General features: G+C 45.1%; 19 protein-coding genes. 10 read left to right on the top strand and 9 right to left on the bottom strand.

Annotated elements, in window-relative coordinates:
- Positions 1 to 118: 118 nt before the first annotated feature.
- Positions 119 to 358, bottom strand: coding sequence for a hypothetical protein (locus tag EXU57_RS21720; RefSeq protein ID WP_133270370.1), 240 nt, complete (start codon positions 356 to 358; stop codon positions 119 to 121).
- A gap of 836 nt (positions 359 to 1,194) precedes the next feature.
- Here EXU57_RS21720 and EXU57_RS21715 point away from each other — a divergent pair.
- The 6 genes from EXU57_RS21715 to EXU57_RS21690 all read left to right on the top strand — a co-directional run bounded on the left by EXU57_RS21715 (position 1,195) and on the right by EXU57_RS21690 (position 9,394).
- On the top strand, positions 1,195 to 1,944 hold the full coding sequence (locus EXU57_RS21715) for a carboxypeptidase-like regulatory domain-containing protein (protein WP_165958237.1): 750 nt from the start codon (positions 1,195 to 1,197) through the stop codon (positions 1,942 to 1,944).
- 72 nt (positions 1,945 to 2,016) lie between these two features.
- The gene (locus EXU57_RS21710; RefSeq protein ID WP_133270368.1) at positions 2,017 to 3,600 is read left to right on the top strand and encodes a M20/M25/M40 family metallo-hydrolase; all 1,584 of its coding nucleotides are present in this window, start codon (positions 2,017 to 2,019) and stop codon (positions 3,598 to 3,600) included.
- Positions 3,601 to 3,943: 343 nt separating this feature from the next.
- The gene (locus EXU57_RS21705) at positions 3,944 to 4,894 is read left to right on the top strand and encodes an OmpA family protein (RefSeq protein ID WP_133270367.1); all 951 of its coding nucleotides are present in this window, start codon (positions 3,944 to 3,946) and stop codon (positions 4,892 to 4,894) included.
- A gap of 689 nt (positions 4,895 to 5,583) precedes the next feature.
- Positions 5,584 to 7,509: an ABC-F family ATP-binding cassette domain-containing protein gene (locus tag EXU57_RS21700; protein WP_133270366.1), complete on the top strand. Its 1,926-nt coding sequence runs from the start codon at positions 5,584 to 5,586 to the stop codon at positions 7,507 to 7,509.
- A gap of 51 nt (positions 7,510 to 7,560) precedes the next feature.
- On the top strand, positions 7,561 to 8,082 hold the full coding sequence (locus EXU57_RS21695; RefSeq protein ID WP_133270365.1) for a hypothetical protein: 522 nt from the start codon (positions 7,561 to 7,563) through the stop codon (positions 8,080 to 8,082).
- Between the two features lie 82 nt (positions 8,083 to 8,164).
- A complete protein-coding gene (locus EXU57_RS21690; protein WP_165958236.1) occupies positions 8,165 to 9,394 on the top strand; it encodes an MFS transporter in 1,230 nt (409 codons plus the stop codon).
- On the opposite strand, the gene EXU57_RS21685 is transcribed toward EXU57_RS21690, so the two are convergent.
- The gene (locus tag EXU57_RS21685) at positions 9,360 to 9,794 is read right to left on the bottom strand and encodes an FKBP-type peptidyl-prolyl cis-trans isomerase (RefSeq protein ID WP_133270363.1); all 435 of its coding nucleotides are present in this window, start codon (positions 9,792 to 9,794) and stop codon (positions 9,360 to 9,362) included. The genes EXU57_RS21690 and EXU57_RS21685 overlap by 35 nt on opposite strands.
- Before the next feature lie 257 nt (positions 9,795 to 10,051).
- On the opposite strand from EXU57_RS21685, the gene EXU57_RS21680 reads away from it, so the two are divergent.
- Positions 10,052 to 10,489, top strand: a complete 438-nt coding sequence (locus EXU57_RS21680) for an acyl-CoA thioesterase (RefSeq protein ID WP_133270362.1) — start codon at positions 10,052 to 10,054, stop codon at positions 10,487 to 10,489.
- Between the two features lie 67 nt (positions 10,490 to 10,556).
- Here EXU57_RS21680 and EXU57_RS21675 read toward each other — a convergent pair whose 3' ends face one another.
- Positions 10,557 to 11,312, bottom strand: a complete 756-nt coding sequence (locus EXU57_RS21675) for a YdcF family protein (protein ID WP_133270361.1) — start codon at positions 11,310 to 11,312, stop codon at positions 10,557 to 10,559.
- 181 nt (positions 11,313 to 11,493) lie between these two features.
- Between EXU57_RS21675 and EXU57_RS21670 the strand changes: the two genes are divergently transcribed.
- Positions 11,494 to 12,093 carry a hypothetical protein gene (locus tag EXU57_RS21670; protein WP_133270360.1) on the top strand — a complete coding sequence of 200 codons (600 nt, stop codon included), beginning with the start codon at positions 11,494 to 11,496 and terminating at the stop codon, positions 12,091 to 12,093.
- Here EXU57_RS21670 and EXU57_RS21665 read toward each other — a convergent pair whose 3' ends face one another.
- Both EXU57_RS21665 and EXU57_RS21660 read right to left on the bottom strand, forming a co-directional pair.
- The gene (locus tag EXU57_RS21665; protein WP_133270359.1) at positions 12,094 to 13,065 is read right to left on the bottom strand and encodes an alpha/beta fold hydrolase; all 972 of its coding nucleotides are present in this window, start codon (positions 13,063 to 13,065) and stop codon (positions 12,094 to 12,096) included.
- On the bottom strand, positions 13,065 to 14,000 hold the full coding sequence (locus EXU57_RS21660) for a diacylglycerol/lipid kinase family protein (RefSeq protein ID WP_133270358.1): 936 nt from the start codon (positions 13,998 to 14,000) through the stop codon (positions 13,065 to 13,067). Before EXU57_RS21660 ends, EXU57_RS21665 begins: the two co-directional genes overlap by 1 nt.
- A gap of 25 nt (positions 14,001 to 14,025) precedes the next feature.
- Between EXU57_RS21660 and EXU57_RS21655 the strand changes: the two genes are divergently transcribed.
- A complete protein-coding gene (locus EXU57_RS21655; RefSeq protein WP_133270357.1) occupies positions 14,026 to 15,102 on the top strand; it encodes an App1 family protein in 1,077 nt (358 codons plus the stop codon).
- Between the two features lie 137 nt (positions 15,103 to 15,239).
- On the opposite strand, the gene EXU57_RS21650 is transcribed toward EXU57_RS21655, so the two are convergent.
- The 4 genes from EXU57_RS21650 to EXU57_RS21635 all read right to left on the bottom strand — a co-directional run bounded on the left by EXU57_RS21650 (position 15,240) and on the right by EXU57_RS21635 (position 17,688).
- Positions 15,240 to 15,809, bottom strand: a complete 570-nt coding sequence (locus tag EXU57_RS21650) for a cupin domain-containing protein (protein ID WP_133270356.1) — start codon at positions 15,807 to 15,809, stop codon at positions 15,240 to 15,242.
- Between the two features lie 72 nt (positions 15,810 to 15,881).
- Positions 15,882 to 16,070: a CsbD family protein gene (locus EXU57_RS21645; RefSeq protein ID WP_133270355.1), complete on the bottom strand. Its 189-nt coding sequence runs from the start codon at positions 16,068 to 16,070 to the stop codon at positions 15,882 to 15,884.
- 468 nt (positions 16,071 to 16,538) lie between these two features.
- On the bottom strand, positions 16,539 to 16,742 hold the full coding sequence (locus EXU57_RS21640) for a cold-shock protein (protein ID WP_133270354.1): 204 nt from the start codon (positions 16,740 to 16,742) through the stop codon (positions 16,539 to 16,541).
- Between the two features lie 79 nt (positions 16,743 to 16,821).
- Positions 16,822 to 17,688 carry an SDR family oxidoreductase gene (locus EXU57_RS21635; RefSeq protein ID WP_133270353.1) on the bottom strand — a complete coding sequence of 289 codons (867 nt, stop codon included), beginning with the start codon at positions 17,686 to 17,688 and terminating at the stop codon, positions 16,822 to 16,824.
- 337 nt (positions 17,689 to 18,025) lie between these two features.
- Between EXU57_RS21635 and EXU57_RS21630 the strand changes: the two genes are divergently transcribed.
- Positions 18,026 to 18,562, top strand: coding sequence for a hypothetical protein (locus tag EXU57_RS21630; RefSeq protein ID WP_133270352.1), 537 nt, complete (start codon positions 18,026 to 18,028; stop codon positions 18,560 to 18,562).
- Positions 18,563 to 18,604: the final 42 nt, after the last annotated feature.

Here is an 18,604-nt window from a genome sequence, read left to right as displayed (position 1 = left end):
CCTCATCAGCATCTTGTCTGTGAGGCTTTTTTCATTTATAGAAGTTTACCCAACACCATCGCTAATGGTTAGTTAGATCTGCTTCAACTATTGCTTATCGAGGTTACGCTGACAAGTTTCAACCACCCGGCCTTTCTTCCGCTGCGGCCTTTCTGGCCAGCTCTTCATTGTTAAATTTTTTCATAAGGTCCACGTATTTCTCATTTGCGCTAACAAATGCCTCGTAAACCTTCCGGCTTGCCGCAACATCTTCATGGTCGTAATTGCTTCTTTTTGCGCGCTCAGTTGCGCGGCTAAGCACACGAACCCTTATTTCCACCTGCATCAGTGCCCGATTAAGTTTTTTAACGGTGATCATAGCGCCCTGGATTTGTCATCGTGGAATAAATTTCAATTTCGTTTAAACTAGTTAATGCTTACTGCAACAGGTTTATAGACACAACTGCCGCTTAGCCCATTAGTTGATGGGGTACCAGGAATAACATAGGATATTAATTACCGATCCATTTGTGCGAGGCAAATTTCCATTCTTAGTCAGGTACGGAACTAATTACGCAGATATGTTGAAAAAGGTTCATGTGTTCGAAATTAAAACACCATCGCTAAATATAAATTGCCTGTTTCATTTGCTGAGGATAACCAATGCTCCGAAGGTTCGGTGGTGGTAACCAGGTTGTTGGTATCTACCGCGAGGGCAGACTACCACACAACAAAAAAGCAGCCCTTTAACGGTGCTGCTCTCATTGTTCTCATGTGCCGACTATTGCCTCTCGAGTGGATGGCTATCGCCATTCGTGAGAAGTCTATTTAGTATTCGTTCACTTAATGATGCGCAAACATAGCCCCGGTACTTTGGCCATCCAATCGCATAAACGTGTGACAGTATTTTTCAAACTGGTAATAAATAAATTAGAGCAGGACTTGACCGGTCTAAACACCCGGCTAAATGGAGCGCTTCCGTCGTTGAACAAAAGCAGCCGGACTGCCTAAGCTCTTTTGTGGTGGTTAAGAATACTAGATGAATAGCAGGAGTCCGAGCCTGTTATAATAACCCACATTGCCTACCGGCAATTGTTACAATTCAAACACTTTGATGCGCAGTTGATGAAACCAAAATGGCAATCTGCTATGGGGGGTCTTTCATCCCCCCGGTTTCAATTGCATTTTGTGCTTGTTAATATAAGTAACCCTTCTATGAAAATGTTATTTACCCGGTTTTTGCCAGCATTATGCTTAGTTGCAATTCTGACAGCCTGTACGAAAAGCGTAGAACCTTCAACTTCCGGAGCCGAACAAGGCGCTGTGACCGGCCGCATTACCGACGAAGCCGGCAAACCGCTGGCAGGTATCAGGGTTGTTATTGAACATACGGTTTGGGTGGCCACCTATGTTTATGCCACCACGAATGAAGACGGCTATTATAAAGCCGAACTTCCAAAAGACCCGGCAGGCAGCTGGACCGCCAAAGCACAGGTGAAGAAAAATGCTTATGGCCAACAATATACTTTCGACCTTCATCCTGCGACAGACGAGCCTTTCACCCGCAACGATAAGCCCGTACGCGATTTTACCTGGAAGCTAAGTGGCCCACGGCCCGGGACAGCACAGGTATATGGCGCCCATGTTGACGTGTACCAATGGGGGCTGGACATTCCGATGACAGGCGTTAAGCTGGTTTTTACACCAGTAGCAGGCGAGACACTCGCCGACGGAACAGCGGCTAAACTAATTGAAAGAAACGTGGTGGATCATGCCGGAACCTTTATGGCGCGCGATATTCCCATTGGCAAATACACCGTAAGAGCAGTTTACCCCGGCAAAACCTTGTTGCTGGATAATAGAAAGGACAATGGCGAGCCCGAAGTGCAAAAAACAGTGGTATTTGGTAAAAACGGTTACCTGGCCGAAACAGAATATAATATCGAATTCTGGCTCTCCGAGTAGGCCTTATACAAAGATGAACGTAATAAATAAACATCCTGGCGCCGTAAACGCCAGGATGTTTATTTTAGTAGCATGAGAAAAATCAAACAGGTGCTTATTGCCAGGTACTTAGGTGTATTTATGGGATTAGTTTCCTGCAGTTTAGCCGGAATCCTGAATGCGCAAAACAATGACTCCTTAATTATACAACGCATTGTTGCTGAAGCAAACCAAAATTCCCAGCTTACCACACTCGCCCATGAGCTGCTTGATGTTATAGGCCCGCGTTTAGTTGGTAGCCCCAAAATGCAACAAGCCAACAACTGGGCAGTGGCAAAATACAAGGGCTGGGGCATCGACAGCCGTAACGAAAAATGGGGTGAATGGCGCGGATGGGATCGGGGGATTTCGCATATTGACCTTGTATACCCAAGGGTAAAATCGCTCGAAGGCATGCAACTGGCCTGGAGCCCGTCAACAAACGGTAAAGCGGTAACAGCTGAAACCATCATAGTTCCCGACCTTGCCGACTCAGTGGCTTTTGACAAGTGGTTACCCGCGGTAAAAGGCAAATTTGTATTGATCTCGATGAACCAGCCAACCGGCAGACCTGATTATAACTGGACCGAGTTCGCCACCAAAGAGTCTTTCGACAAAATGAAGCAGCAGCGTGCGGCGCAGACAGAGGCATGGAGGAAGCGGATAGCAAAAACCGGATATACCGCACGAACATTACCCCTGGCACTCGAAAAAGCCGGGGCCCTGGGAATTGTTATGAGTAATTGGTCGCAGGGATTTGGCGTAAACAAAATCTTTAGCGCCTACACCAAAAAGGTTCCAACGATCGATATTTCGCTGGAAGACTATGGCCTGGTTTACCGGTTAACCGAAAACAGCCAAAAGCCAAAGATGAGCATTCGGGCAGAATCGAAAGAAATGGGGATGGTGCCTACTTTTAACACCATTGCAGAAATCAAGGGTACCGAAAAGCCGGATGAATACGTGATGCTAAGTGCGCATTTCGACTCCTGGGACGGTGCGTCGGGTGCAACCGACAACGGTACCGGCACCTTTACTATGATGGAGGCCATGCGCATCCTAAAAAAGTTGTACCCAAATCCAAAGCGGACGATCCTGGTGGGACATTGGGGTAGCGAAGAACAAGGTTTAAATGGATCACGAGCCTTCGTTGAGGACCATCCCGAGATCGTAAAGGGGCTGCAAGCTTTATTCAACCAGGACAATGGCACAGGGCGGGTATCGTCCATTTCCGGTCAGGGCTTTTTAAATTCATACAGCTATATCGGCAAATGGCTGTCGAAAGTTCCCGATAGTGTCCGGTCACATATCACTACAAGTTTCCCCGGATCACCTGGTGCCGGTGGATCCGACTTTGCTTCTTTTGTTGCCGCGGGTGCACCTGCATTTTCGCTCAGCTCGCTTAGCTGGTCATACGGCAATTACACCTGGCACACCAACCGCGATACTTACGACAAGATTGTATTCGATGACTTAAGAAACAACGTTATACTAACCGCCGTATTGGCTTACCTCGCCAGCGAAGACCCAACAACTACCTCGCGCGAAAGGAGCATTTTACCGGTAAACCCGAGAACGGGTGAGCCAGGCCAATGGCCGGAAGTAAGAAAGGCTACGCGGAAAGGAGGAGTGGATTAAGCGAATGCAATTTGAAAATGACCACAATCCATAGGTGTTTAGATCGATTTTGAACAAGCGGGTAGCGATACAAATTTTTATGTGAGCATAGCCGTAGGCAAATAAGTTTACAATCATTATTAATATCAGCAAAACGGCGCAATACATTATCACGAGAAGAGTGGCGTTTGCTGTTGTCAAAAACAGGGGGCAACTGTCTGTTTACAAATTTGATAATTGAAATCAGATGCCGTTTTCGCATGATAGCACGCACAATCATGCGGGGGATTGCAGCGGGCCAAAAAGATAAAGCAGGAGGTTTTACATTCAATTAAGAAGGTTTTTTGTTACTTGCCCAAAAAAAATGGCTTCGAGGTTCCTCATAATTTTCCTTTTTCTTGCAACCGCTGCTGGTGCACAAACCACCATTGTACACTTTGATTTCAACAGTTCTGTGCTTACGAGGGAAACCCGGGAAGTGCTTAACGATCTTATTGCTTCCCGTAACATCCGTTCGCTTGGCATTTTTGGCCATACCGATCAGATGGGTAGTGATCCTTATAATGAATGGTTGTCGTTAAAAAGAGCAAGGGCGGTAAAAGACTACCTCGTATCAAGAGGGGTTAAGGAAAACATGATCGGTGTAGTTCGTGGTTTCGGAGCAGAACGACTGATCAGTAACCAGGATGACTCGCTTTCCCGCCAGCTAAACAGGCGTGTCGTATTGATGAACAACTACACGGTGCTGGCTTCAGATTCGGCCGTAGCTGCCCGGCAATCAACCCTTACAGCTGAACCTTCAAGGACAACTGCTGATAGTATTACCAAAACGAATGCACCTGGCCCTACGCCCGGACTTGACATCGTAAAGCGTCCTGAACCCGTGGTAAAACAGCAGCGAAATGAAAAACTTATCGAAGACATTAAGGATAAAAACACGAGGGCGGGCGAAAATATCGTTCTTAAAAACATCAACTTTTTACCTGGTAGTCACCAGTTTTTAGAGGGTGCATATAGTTCGCTTAACGATCTGCTCGAGACCATGCAAAAAGTTCCGACACTCGAAGTGGAAATACAAGGGCATGTTTGCTGCCAGGATGGTGAAACTGATGCGCTGGACAATGCTACAGGCGAGTTGGCCCTATCGGTGAACCGGGCAAGGGCTGTTCATGACTACCTCGTTGAAAAAGGAATACAAAAGAGTCGGCTCAGCTACAAAGGCCTCGCGCACCAGTTTCCACTAATCAATCCCGAAGTAACGGAGGCTGACCGTGTAGCTAACAGGAGAGTAGAGATCAAGATCATTAAAAAGTAATAATGCCGGTGCACAATAACGCATGAAGTACAAGAGTCCAACACTTGTCCGACCGGCGACAGTAGGGCCGACAACGATCTACAATTGAAATATTACCGCTGGGTCCCAAAAAGATTTTACGCAAACAGGCAGAAGATTAATCCACCATTTGAAACAACGGGTGCGCTACCAGGATTGATTCTTTTGGGGGACCGGCTCCAGGAATACTATGAGGCATCCTTGCGTCGCACTCTTTTGCGGCATTGCTACATTCGGCCCTAAATGCCTGTGTAAAATGTAATATGCAAATTGTAAAAATAAATACCTGCAAAGCATTATTCGTAGTGCAGCAAACATGTATAGTGTCTGGTATTTAGCAGTTAATAAATCAATGCCGTTTAGTTAAGCTGCTTGTCAATTGTTTAGCTCAATAATGCGAGGCTGTACAAGAGTGCGACGCAACGATGTTCAATAGCAATCCTGTAGTTGGGTCCAAAAAAGTTGCTTAAATAAGCGACATTGGTTAATAAATCAGCATTCAACTGTTCGACTTTTTCCCTGGACTAAACTGTTCTTTCGTTAGTCCCTAATCCGCAATTCGGGAATTCACCAGTCAACCTATTCACTGATCAAGTATTCTCCTGAACCATTCCCCAAATTCGCCAATCCGTAATCCGCTAATCCGTAGTCTTCAGCCTTATCTTTGCCGCATGCATTATGTAACTGTTGAGGGACTCACCAAGAGTTTCGGGATTAATCCATTATTTAACAATATTTCATTTCACATAAACGAAGGAGATAAGATTGCGCTTGTTGCAAGAAATGGTGTTGGAAAAAGTACCCTGCTCCGTATTCTTAGCGGACAGGAGACCGCAGACGAAGGCACCGTTTGGATCAATAAAGACGTAACCGTCGCCTTATTTGAACAGGATCCGAAGTTCGACGAGAATAAAACAATACTCGACAATATCTTCCATACCGAAAACCCGGTGTTGAAGGTGATCCGCGAGTACGAAGCCGCGGTTGAAGCAGATGACGGGCATGCAATCTCTGATGCGCTTTCAACAATGGATGAGTTGGATGCCTGGACGTTTGAGGCCAAAGTAAAAGAGATCCTGACCAAATTAAACATTCATAACCTGCAACAGCCGGTTAATAACCTGAGCGGCGGACAACGTAAAAGGGTGGCACTGGCGCAGACACTGATCGACATCGGTTTTGAGCACCAGCACACCTTGTTGATAATGGATGAACCAACCAACCACCTCGACGTAGAAATGGTGGAATGGCTGGAGCACTATCTAAACGGCGAGCACGTAACCTTGCTGATGGTTACCCACGACCGTTATTTTCTGGATGCAGTTTGCGACGAGATCTGGGAGATGGACCGTTCGGAAATACACAGTTATAAAGGCGACTATGCCAATTACCTCGAGAAAAAGACGGCACGCATCGAAAGTGAGCTAAGTACGATCGATAAAGCGAAAAACACCTATCGCAAAGAGTTGGAGTGGATGCGCAAGCAACCTAAGGCACGTACTACCAAAAGCAAAAGCCGGCAGGATAACTTTTACGAGGTAGAAGTGATTGCCAAGAAGAAAATCGAAGACGCGCAACTACAATTGAACGTTAAGATGAGCCGGCTTGGTGGCAAGATTGCTGAGTTTAAAAAAGTTAACAAAGCTTATGGGGATAAAACCATAATGCGAGGCTTTGATTATACTTTTAGTAAGGGCGAAAGAATAGGCGTAATTGGTAAAAACGGGGTAGGTAAGTCAACGTTTTTAAATATTCTGCAAGGCATTGAAAAACCCGACAGCGGTAAAATCAACATTGGGGAAACGGTCATTTTTGGTAACTTCTCGCAGCAGGGTCTTGAGTTTAAAGACGACATGCGGATCATTGAATATGTAAAAACCTTTGCCGAAAGCTTTCCACTTGCAAAAGGAGGCAGTATAAGTGCCTCCCAGTTTCTTGAATTGTTTTTATTTCCCGGCGACAAGCAATATACTTACCTGAGCTCCTTGAGCGGCGGTGAAAAAAAACGCCTTCAGTTATTGGTAATCCTTTTCAGGAACCCGAACTTTCTTATTCTCGATGAACCGACGAACGATCTTGACCTGCCCACACTCGGGGTACTCGAAAATTTCCTGGTTGACTTCCAGGGCTGTTTGCTAATTGTTAGTCACGACCGTTACTTTATGGACCGGTTGGTTGATCACCTGTTTGTATTTGAAGGAGACGGCGAAATCAGGGACTTTCCGGGAAACTATACGCTCTACCGCGAATGGATTAAGACAAACGAGAAAAAAGCAAATAAATGGGATGCCCTCACGGACAAAAAGAACAAAGGCGAAACAACCGAAGCTGTTGCCGGTATGGAACAAAATAAGCCGCTGGTAGCTGCAGCTGCTACAACTTTAAAAAAGGCGAATTTTAAGGAAAAGCGGGAGTTTGAGATGTTGGAAAAAGAAATTGCAGAACTCGAAGCGGAGAAGCAACAAGTGGAGCAAAACCTGAGCAACCCGGAAGCACCTTTTGAACAGTTGAACCTTTTAAGCAAACGAATAGGGGAAATCGACAATGCGCTCGCACAAAAGGAAATGCGTTGGCTCGAATTAAGCGAGCTGATGTAAGCCTAAACGGTTCAACATATTCTATTACCTGAACACCCAAAAACAATACGCATGGAACTCCTCGGAGTTGGATCAAGGGTTAATCATCCGTCATTCGGAACAGGTGTGGTCATCCGCCTGCACAAACGTGTTTATGAGGTTTGCTTTATCGACCAGGGCATAAAAACCGTAGCAAAAGACTTTCAGCTCGAAGTAATTGATCGTATTGAGCCGGAATATAACGTGAGTTTCAGCGAAGCAGAAGATGCACTCATCAAAATTCTTCGCGAATGGAGTGATGTTTCCGAAGTGGTGTCTATTGGCGATCGCTGGAAAAATGGGATGATGGTGTTGCAGCCCGGCGATAAAAAACTGTCGTCGAAAGAAGTGCCGATAGAAGGCTTTTTTCATAAGATCGTCATGCTTCGGGACAGGCTGAGGGTAATGGAGCAAAAGATCAATGCACACAAGTTGTTGAGCGATGCTGAAAAAGTAGATCTTCAGCAATACATCACCCGTATCTATGGCAGCCTCACTACTTTCAATGTTTTATTCAAACACCAGTTCGATCAGTTTGAAGGCACGTCCAGCTAAATTGCCAGCACTTCCAAAGTGGCAGGTGTCTGCAGCACAGTAATCGTGCAGGCGGAGCAAGCTGCAGCGGTTTGCCACCATTATGTCGCTTTTAACGCTTTATAGAGACGCTTATACCGGGTTATCACGCAAAACCTGGTACTTGTCTGCGGTGATGCTCATCAATCGGAGCGGCACCATGGTGGTCCCATTTATGACGATGTATGCCACCCAGCAGCTTGGCTTTTCAATTGCCCAGGCTGGCATCATCATGGGTATATTTGGGGTAGGAGCCATTGTAGGAACCTATCTCGGGGGAAGGCTCACCGACAAAATTGGTTTCTACAAGATCCAGTTGTTTGCCCTTCTTGTTGGAGGGGTATTGTTTATCGTTCTTGGTCACCTGCGTAGCTATACGGGTATTTGCATTGGAACGTTTTTGCTAAGCATGGTAAATGAATCGTTCAGGCCAGCAAACTCCACGGCGATTGCACACTATAGTATACCCGAAAACCGAACACGATCGTATTCTTTGAATCGCCTGGCCATTAACCTGGGATGGGCCGTGGGCGGGGCAGTCGGTGGGTTACTTGCAGAGATGGATTACCAATTGCTGTTTTGGGTAGATGGGATTACAAATATCTCGGCTGCGATCATCTTATTTTTTGTGTTGCCGGTACCAGCAAAAACGGTTAAGACATTATCGGGAGAAGCAAAGCCGGACAGGGCTGGTACATCAGCTTACCGGGACAAGATTTACCTGGGTTTCATTTGCCTGACCGTTCTCTTTGCCTTTTGTTTCTTTCAATTGTTTACCATCTTACCAGTTTACTACCGCCAATCTCTTCGGCTTACCGAAAGGCATATCGGGTTTCTTATGGCCCTAAACGGAATCATCATTGCGTTAACTGAGATGGTACTGGTACACAGTCTCGACGGTAAACACCCACCATTATATTACATTAAATATGGGGTTGTGCTTGTGGGCATTTCCTTCGGCATCTTCAACCTGCTTACGGGCGGGTTTTTGCTTGCCATCATCTCCATACTTATTATAACGGTGGGTGAAATGTTATCGATGCCATTCATGAATACCTTTTGGATCAGCCGGAGTTATGATCATAACCGTGGGGAATATGCGGCACTATACAGTATGGGTTGGGCCAGTGCGCAAATTGCGGCACCATCCATTGGTGGATGGGTTGCGGATCACCTTGGTTTTGATGTACTCTGGTGGATCATCCTGGGTGTTTCACTACTGGCAAGTGTTGGTTTTATTGTACTGGCCAGGTATTCGGCTATTGAATTCCGAGAAGCTCCACGTCGAAAATAAGCGTGCTATTTGGACCAATCTGCGCACTAACCTGGCGATCGCCATAACCTAATGACGGCGGAATAAACAAGCGCCATTTACTGCCGACAGACATTAACTGCAAAGCTTCGGTCCAACCTTTAATAACCATGTTTAACGGAAAGCTTGCTGCTACCCCACGCTGAACTGAACTGTCGAATACGGTGCCATCGATCAGTGTTCCATGGTAGTGGCACTTTACTTTATCGGTGGCTGAAGGTTTACTACCTGTACCCTCGGTGAGCACCTGGTATTGTAAACCGCTTGCCAGTTCAACAACACCTTCTTTCTTCTTGTTTTCGCTTAAAAAATCCTGGCCTGCCTGAAGGTTTGCAGCTGCCTTGTCATTTTTTAGTTGAGATAGCTTATCTGAAATAGACATATGATATATTTAGGCGTGCAAGATAAGGTTACAGTTGAAAGATTACCTGATCACAACGGCATTTCTTGCGTGAACAAAGAGAGAACATTTGAAGACATGTCTACCGGCAACCGAATGAATAGGACTCACCAAAAACAGAGGGTCGCTATACTGGACCACCTGTAAAGTGTTAAGACTAAACGGGCAGGTATAGTTCACATTTAGCTGCAACTTGTGCTACATCTACGTATAGTATAACTAAAATAACTACCTGGAGTATGCAAACTTTTCAAAAGCCGATCGATATACGCTGGAGTGATATTGACATGAATGGTCATGTGAGACACAGCGCCTTTTACGATTTCGGGGCATTTTGCCGGATCAGTTACCTGGCTGAGCATGGTTTAGGGCAACAACAGCTGCTTTCGTACCAGATTGGTCCCGTGCTTTTCAGGGAGGAATGTGTGTTTAAACGGGAACTTACGTTTGGCGACAAGGTTTGGATCAATATGACCCTGCTCAGTTCGCGGCGCGACAGCAGTCGTTGGACGATGCAGCACGAGATATGGAAAAACGATGATGTTCTGGCAGCTATCATCACGATTGATGGCGCATGGATCGATGTTGTGAAACGAAAGCTTACAGGACTTCCGGCCGAAGCGATCGACTCTTTTGCACAGATACCCCGGGCAGCAAATTTCGCGTGGTCGGATTAGGTGGTCAATTGTAGGCGGTGCAGCGCCCGAACAAGTACAACCGCCCATCGGCTACCAATAAATTCTATTAAGCTTTTCCGGCAATTTGGTAGATAATAAGCCCAACTACCTCTTTATTTAAATAAGCCCATTTATCGAGTATGTCGAGCTTAGGCAGAAGATAGTCGTCAGCCTGGAACTTTCTGTCGAGTACCCGGTAGTCACAGGGAAAGGGTTGTATCGCAATCCCGGCTGACTTAAACAGCTGACTTGCCCGTTTCATGTGCAGGGCGGATGTGATCAGCAAAGCCGGCGCAGGAAGCTGAAGAGAATCCATTATCCGCTTTGAGAAAAGTGCGTTTTCATATGTATTTCTTGACCGCAGTTCCTGCAAAACATCATTTGGATTAACGCCGGAGGCAATCAGTTCATTGCGAACAAAGGCTGCTTCGGAAGGTTCATTTCCCCAGAGACTGCCCCCACTGACAATAATTTTCTTAATCACGCCTTGTTGATACAGTTTATTTGCTTGAATAAAGCGATCAGCCGCAGTATTGAAGTATCCTTTTCCTAGCCTGTCAAAACTTGTGAAGCCACCAAGAACAATTCCCACCTGAAAAGTGTTGTTCATTTCAGGTGGTCGTACGGGTTGCCATTGCTGAACAACTTTGCTAAACAGGAATTCATTGCTGAATACCAGGAAAAGCAAGATGGCAGTTGTCAGGAGCCGTTTTTTTAAGATCCTGCTTATGGTGAAATACCGTAAGATGATCAGGCCGGCAATCCAGTACACGGGCGCCAAAAAAAAAGTAAAAAGTTTCGAAAGAACAAGGATCAGGCTCATCAAACTAAGTTATACAATTAGGTACCTGGAACACCAGATTTTAGAATTAGAATATTCGCAGGAACAATTGAGTTTCACTTGACTTAGTTGGTCGCCGACCTGATAATTGTTTACGAACATGGTATAATTTTTAACTTTAGAATGCCATCCAAATCACTATAACTCTCTAAAACATCATATTATGTCAATCAATCTTGTTGAAGCCGTTCAGGCAAAACTCGGGTGTCCGGCGTTACATAAAATTGATCCAAATACCCAGGAGATCATTAAAGACGATAAACCAGTTGACTTGCTGGCCCAGGCTGCCATTCCTACTGTACTGATAGAAATGTATAAAGCTTCAACCAACGAGCAACAAGCAGCTAATTTGTTGCGTGAAAATTCTTCCTCATCGGGAGCAAAAGACTTATTCAAAGACGATTATACATCGGTGGTGGAGCGGGTTGCGGCGTACAGCCACAAGAGCGTTGAAGAAGCCGGACATGAAATGGATAAGGTTACCCATGCATCCCATGCAGTATTGCGTGAAAACCTGAAAGGAACTGATGGAAAGTCGGTTAAAAGTTTCTTTAATTCTCAGATTGCTAACCTAAAGAAATACATTCCTGGGGCCTTGCATATTGGTGACGCATTACACGACAATACCATTGACGACCGTACACATAAGATGGAAGGTCCCATGTCGGATGCTATGCATGCTATAGAGCGTTTGTTTTCGGATGGAACAAATCAGAAAAAAGCATTCAACCCTACCGACGATACCATACACTATAAAAAATAGCTACGGCCTGTTAAGGAATGTGAACAGGTGTTGCATGAAAATATCCGGTGTTTGTATATGAGGTATATGTCCGACACCGGGTATTTCTATAAGTTTAGCCGCAGGTATTTGAGCTTTCAATTGTTTACCCAATTTCGGGTAATTGCCCCTTACTTTTTTCTCTTGCTCCGAAAGAAGGTTTTTTCCTACGACCGTGCGGTCCTCCTGGCCCATTATAAGTAGCACGGGCAGCTTCAGTCTCCTGAATTCATAAGCCACCGGCTGTTCGTAAATCATTTGATAGGTTAATGCGTTTACCCATGCCGCGCTATCAAACTCCGGCGTGCCAAGCGCTTCAGCCTGTGCCTGCACATATTGCTCATATTCCGGCTTCCATTGCGGGTAATACGATTGCTGGTATTTTTTATAAGATTCATAAGATGCTGATTTTTCACCAGCATACGACTCGGAAATGGTTTTATAGGGCACAAAGGTTTTATAATCTTCGAGTCCAATCGGATTTTCGAGTACCAGTTGCTTAACCATCGAAGGAAACATCAGGCTAAAGCGTGTAGCCAGCATTCCACCCATTGAATGTCCCACCACCGTACAATTCTTCACGCCTATGCTATCGAGTAAAAGGCGGGTATTGTTAGCGAGCATATGAAAACTATAGTGCAAATTGGGTTTTGAAGAACGGCCCCATCCTACCTGGTCGGGAACAATCACTCGGTACCCGGCCTCAGCAAGAAAGGGGATAACCGTGCGCCAGTAATATCCATTAAAGTTTTTTCCATGTAATAACAAGATACTCTGGCCGTTTGGCTTTGAAGGAGCAATGTCCATATATGCCATCTGAACAGGCCGACCTTCCAGCGTAAGTTGGAATTGCTGAACGGGGTAGGGGTATTCTACCTTTTGAGCCGGGATATCCACCACAAAAAACAAGAACAAGGCAACCACTGTGAGACGAACCATATCAGCTTTTCTCATCAGGCGTTCAAAAAATGTACCTTGTCAGCTGCCGTTGTTTCCTTTTCGTCTTCCTTCCATGGCAACATAATGTTTAGTTGCCGGGGTTGTATGGCGGCAGTAACTTTCTGAACCTTTCCCAGGTACTCCCCATCTACCTGGAAGTGAACCTTATGGGATGTTTCTATTGTTACAGCAGTAGCATGTAATACTTCTATTTTCTTGGGATTAAATGGTTGAGGCCTGAACCACATTTTAACGAGTTCCGAAAAAGCAAGTTTTCGAACGATAATAACCTCGAACAAACCATCGTAAAGATCACCCTCGGGATTAATTACCGCCCCTGTTCCGTATTTACTTGCATTGGCAAGCACGAGCATCACTGCATTTCTTTTTAGTTGCTCATTTGCGGTTTCAACAACCACCCGCATGACACGACGTTTCAACAAGACTTTAAAAACCATGCGTGCATAGCCTAACTTGCCACGCATATTGCTTTCCTCGAAGTACTTTACAAGTTGGGCATTCAGGCCGATATCGCTCAGGTGCAAACAAATTTCTTTGTTGATTTTTATTACGTCGCAACACTTTACCTGCCCTTTCAGAACGATGTCAAGAGCAGCAGTTATATTTTCAGGAATGTCGAGTTCGCGAGCCATGCCATTAGCAGATCCTGCAGGTAAAATGCCGAGTGGTATGCCGGTTCCCAATAGCTGTTTAGCCACCATAGTTATGGTACCATCACCCCCTACGCCAACAACTCTTTGTGGGTTGAGTCGTTTAATTTCTTTTTGTACGAGTTCTTCATCATTTTTGCCCGTGAGAAAAACGATATTTAAATCGTGCGGCAGGCTTTCGCAATGCTCTTTTATTGCTATCTCAAAATCTGTTTTTTTCTTGCCACCTGAAATAGGATTGATGACAAACAACAGGTTTAATTTTTCTGGCTGGTCCATTTTTTATATTTAATAAAGCTGCTTCATGAATAGTTCGACAAATACACCAAACGTACCTGATCGCCCATTTGTTAAGCGAATAAAGAAAAAGTTACTGCATTGGGTAAGACTTACAAACGACCCGGTTGTTAAGGTTTACCAAGGTTATGGCTTTGGATCTCGATTAGTGGTATTTGGACATGTGTTTACGTTGAGTCCGTTACCACGTAAAAAATATCGAAAGAATCTCTGGACAAATACACTTGCATTATTGCGTTCTTTTATGGTTCGTCCTGTACGCGATGCGAGCGTCAGGTTACGGTGGAAGGATAAATGTGTACAGGTTAGTACCGCAGCCGATGGTTTCTTTAGGTTCGAATTGGACATTGAACAACAATTGCCGCCGGGCAAACACCAGGTAGAAGTTGAGTGGGTTCATGATAGTCCGAATTCGCACGTGGTGAAAGGCGCCGGTAAAGGTTCCGTACTGATCTCTCCACCAAATAAGTTTACGTGTATTTCCGATATTGACGACACATTCCTGATTTCTCATTCGTCCAATCTTCGCAAGCGACTATACGTGCTTTTTACCAAAAATGCTCACAGCAGGAAACCCTTTGAAGGAGTTGTAAGCCACTACAGGCTGCTCGCCAAATCAGGCTCACGCGACACCAATATGCCAAACCCGTTTTTCTTCGTTTCCAGCAGTGAATGGAACCTGCATGATTTTATCACAGAATTTTCGAATAAGAATAGCCTGCCACAGGGCGTGTACCTGCTTAACCAGGTAAAGCGACTCCGGCAACTGCTAAACACCGGACAAAATAATCACTCAACCAAATTTACGCGCATCGTTCGTATTATCGAAGCCTTTCCCAACCAGTCGTATGTGCTGCTAGGCGACGACTCTCAACAGGATCCTTACATATATGCCGCGATTGTAGAACACTTTCCGGGGCGGATCAAAAGCGTTTACCTAAGGCATGTTTACGACAAAAATGTTGATAAGGTTAAAGAAGTTGTCAAAAAGATTGAAGCTAAGGGAATTCCGTGCTGTCACTTTACCAGTAGTGCCGAAGCTATCGAACATTCTTTTAATATTGGACTGCTTACGCTTCAATAGTCTTGATGAAATCCGGCCTTAAAACAGGAGCCGTTCACCTATTCAATAATAGCCATTCCAGGAATAAAGCAGAGAGGAACAGCATGACAAAAAATTGTCCCGGAAATTAAACCGGGACAATTTGAATTTTTCAGCAACTAGAACTGTGGCCTGGTTTCAATTGCTTTCTTATTGGTCTGGCCACTCCAGTGTTCGAGTACCGGCCCCATGTTACCAAAAACAGGATCTGTTTCCGGGATAGGCACCGCTTTAATGTTCTGCTCAGCTAGTTCCCGCTCGCCCGGTTCGCCGCGCATCATATCGTAGTCGGCTCCTTTCGGATAAGCACCGACACATTCAAAATCATCACTGCTGCCCACATTTTTGTGAGATACACCAGCGGGTATTAAAACAACATCTCCTTTCTCGAGCGTTGTAAGAATAGAGTCATCACCCCCTAGCAACAACATGCACCTTCCGCGACTCACACCAACTACCTCATGGGTGTTGCTGTGGTAGTGGTGGTAGGTATAAATCGAGTCTGTCCAGCTATTGCTCCAGCCATTTTGCTCAAATATGCCTTTAATGAACTCAGACTCACCTGATGCCGGCACGTTAAGAATAGCCTGGTAGACGATAACGGGCAGATCGATGTTATTAGGGAACTTTTGATTGCCTGGTATAATGATTTGTTTTACTTCTGATGAAGCATTTAAGTGTGGTGCCATAAATTAAACAGTTTGGATTATTTGGCTTTCATGAAAATGGCGGAACCGGAATGCAAAACTTTTTACGCTTGTTTAAAGCGATTTTAACCATTTTACGATTTCATCGCGGCCCTTACCAAGCTTGGTTTGAAGCCGACCTAAAAATTCCTCGTCTTTACCGTCTTCATATTTCAGGTCGTCGTCTGTAAGGTGGCCATGGGCTTGTTTTACTTTGCCGCGGAGTTCATGCCACTTGCCTCTTAATTCAAGATTGTCTTCCATAATAAATGTTTAGCAAATAAGTGTAAAAACCATGCCATGCGACCATGTGGTTTACAGGTGTAATTACCTGATTTTAAACTGGAAAGACAGCGGAGTAATTTTGTATATCAGGCGCAAATTCCATCGTTGGATAACTGTTCTGTTGCCGGCGGGAATTCAGCGCATTTGGAAGCTGAAACGTAGTTAACGCCGGCAATGCAAAACACCGGGCTTTTTTACAACAATGTGTAGGCGGGCTGCTCTAAGCCAGAATAGGAAGCCTGCAGCCGTTATGCCGGGATAAGATCAGCCGGCCGGAAAATAGCCCTGATTGGAGCGGATAGCCCCACCCCTGTATTTGGGTTTTGGGGTGGGCTATAAGCGGAAAGCAGGACCAATGATGCTAGCGGGCAAACTGATCAGCTCCAAAAAAAGGGCATAAAAAAAGGGCGTAACTGGTACGCCCTTAAATGAGTTTTTAACTAAAAGTTATTGAATGAGTCTTACGTTTACTGCATTCATACCTTTTTTACCGCTTTGTAAATCGAATTCAACACGATCACCTTCCTTAATATCGTCCATAAGGCCGCTTGCATGCACAAACGTCTCATTTTTTCCATCATCGTGTTTAATAAAACCGAACCCTTTTTCAGTGTTGAAAAATTTTACTGTTCCTTGTGTTTTCGTCTCCATCATTAAAAATTAAAATAATTAATGGGTGAAGGTAAGCGTAAAAGTTGAAAACTGTTAGCCAATTCTACTGGAAGGGCGCCTACTTGTTTAGAATTCGATCACGAATGGTTTGCTGCAGTATTTCACCGGTGGGATCGAGCCCTGTTTTCAGGTGGGTAAATTCTTTTGCACTGTCTGAAGTAAGGTACCTGAGTTTTGGTGCAGGATCGGCGATGCAATCAGCAATTACCTGCGCAACCTGCCCCGCGGTTTGAAAAACACGCGCCCTTACTTCGTCGGTAAAAACCTTGCGGTAGTTCATGTAGTCGGTTGCAAGCGGTTCATATGCATCATTGCGTACCCCGCCACTGTCGTCGAAATTCTTCATAACAGTATTGGTAAATTCTGTTATAACCCCACCGGGTTCAACCAGGGAAGTATGGATGCCAAAGTATGGCTTAAGGTAGGTGGCCATGCTTTCGGTAAGACCTTCGAGGGCGAATTTTGCGGCACAATAAATTTCGTTCATGGGCTGACCTACAAGACCGCCCACGGATGAAACATTAATGATGTGCCCGGATTTATGTTCCCGCATAGATGGCAGTACGGCTTTCATACAGCGGATCGGTCCGTAAAAGTTTACCTCCATTACCTGCTGGATATCCTCCATGGTTGCGTGTTCCATTGTTCGCACAAAGCCCGAACCGGCATTGTTGATGAGCACATCGATACGGCTTTCCTGGCTTAAGATAGCACTGACTGCCTTCGTGATCGTGCTATCGTCGAGTACATCGAGAGGCAAGACGGCAACCTCAACATTTTTTTCGTTCGCTAAAAGGTCAAGTTTTTCGCGCCTTGCCGTATCACGCATTGTTGCGTAAACCTTGTAACCCAGTTCTGCGAGCAGAACCGCAGTATGTAAACCAATACCGGAAGAAGTTCCGGTGATTAAAATGACTTTTGACATAGATGATTGTATTTGTACTGCCGGGTGAATGTGTTCGAAATTTATAAAAACATTCCATTGCATTTAAAGGTAGCGGCTTCTGGCCCTACTTCGCCGTGTACCCTACTAAATGTGATTAGTTATGATGACTACGACGTTTGGTGAAGGTGCCTGTTTTAATCTGGTGTCACGGCCGTATGCCGGTGAAGCCTGTGGTAATGTACCCGGGCTGTTGTTTAGAATTCGGATGTAATTGCTGGTCTAAACCGCTTATAAGCATTGTTGCGCATTGTATTTCAATGTGATGTGACGTAAGTGGTACAGTTTTTTAAGCAGGTATCGGACTAAAACTCGTGATATGAAAAAGACCTTAATGGCAATGGCTGCCGTTGCATTGCTTACAACCGTTGGATGTGGCGACACAGCAACCGAAACCCATTCTGAAACAACCAGCGACTCGATGGCTCCCTCCACAGGCGCGGGCAACACAACCGGAACCAATATGGAAACTTCCGGCGACCCGGATCCTTCCGGAACTTATGTGGACCTGGCAAGCGGCAAAGCGGTTAAACTGAAAAGAGACTCTGTGTCGCACTACATCGTTGATGAGTCAACAAGTTCACCGGTATCTTATTATGTAAATACTGCTACCAGCGACACTTTTGACCGCTCGGGCAGGGTAGTTAACAATGCGTTGATTAAAGATGCAAACAATATGTGGTCTGTTGATGAGTCACGTATCAAAATCAAAACCCAGAATGATGGTGATGTGAAGATAAAAGATCGGAATACGGATACAAAGGTGAAACTCGAAACCAATGGCGACGGAAAAATAAAAACAGACTCAGGTAAGATAAAGGTGAAGGACGGAGAAATTAAAGAAAAGAAAAACTAAGCCCGGAATCTTACTAACTTAAAGCTGCTCCCACCGGGGCAG

This window comes from Segetibacter sp. 3557_3 (assembly GCF_004354985.1).
Taxonomy (GTDB): Bacteria; Bacteroidota; Bacteroidia; order Chitinophagales; family Chitinophagaceae; genus Segetibacter.
The sequence above is the reverse complement of the archived record's forward strand: the minus strand, read 5'-3'. Positions and strand labels throughout refer to the sequence as shown.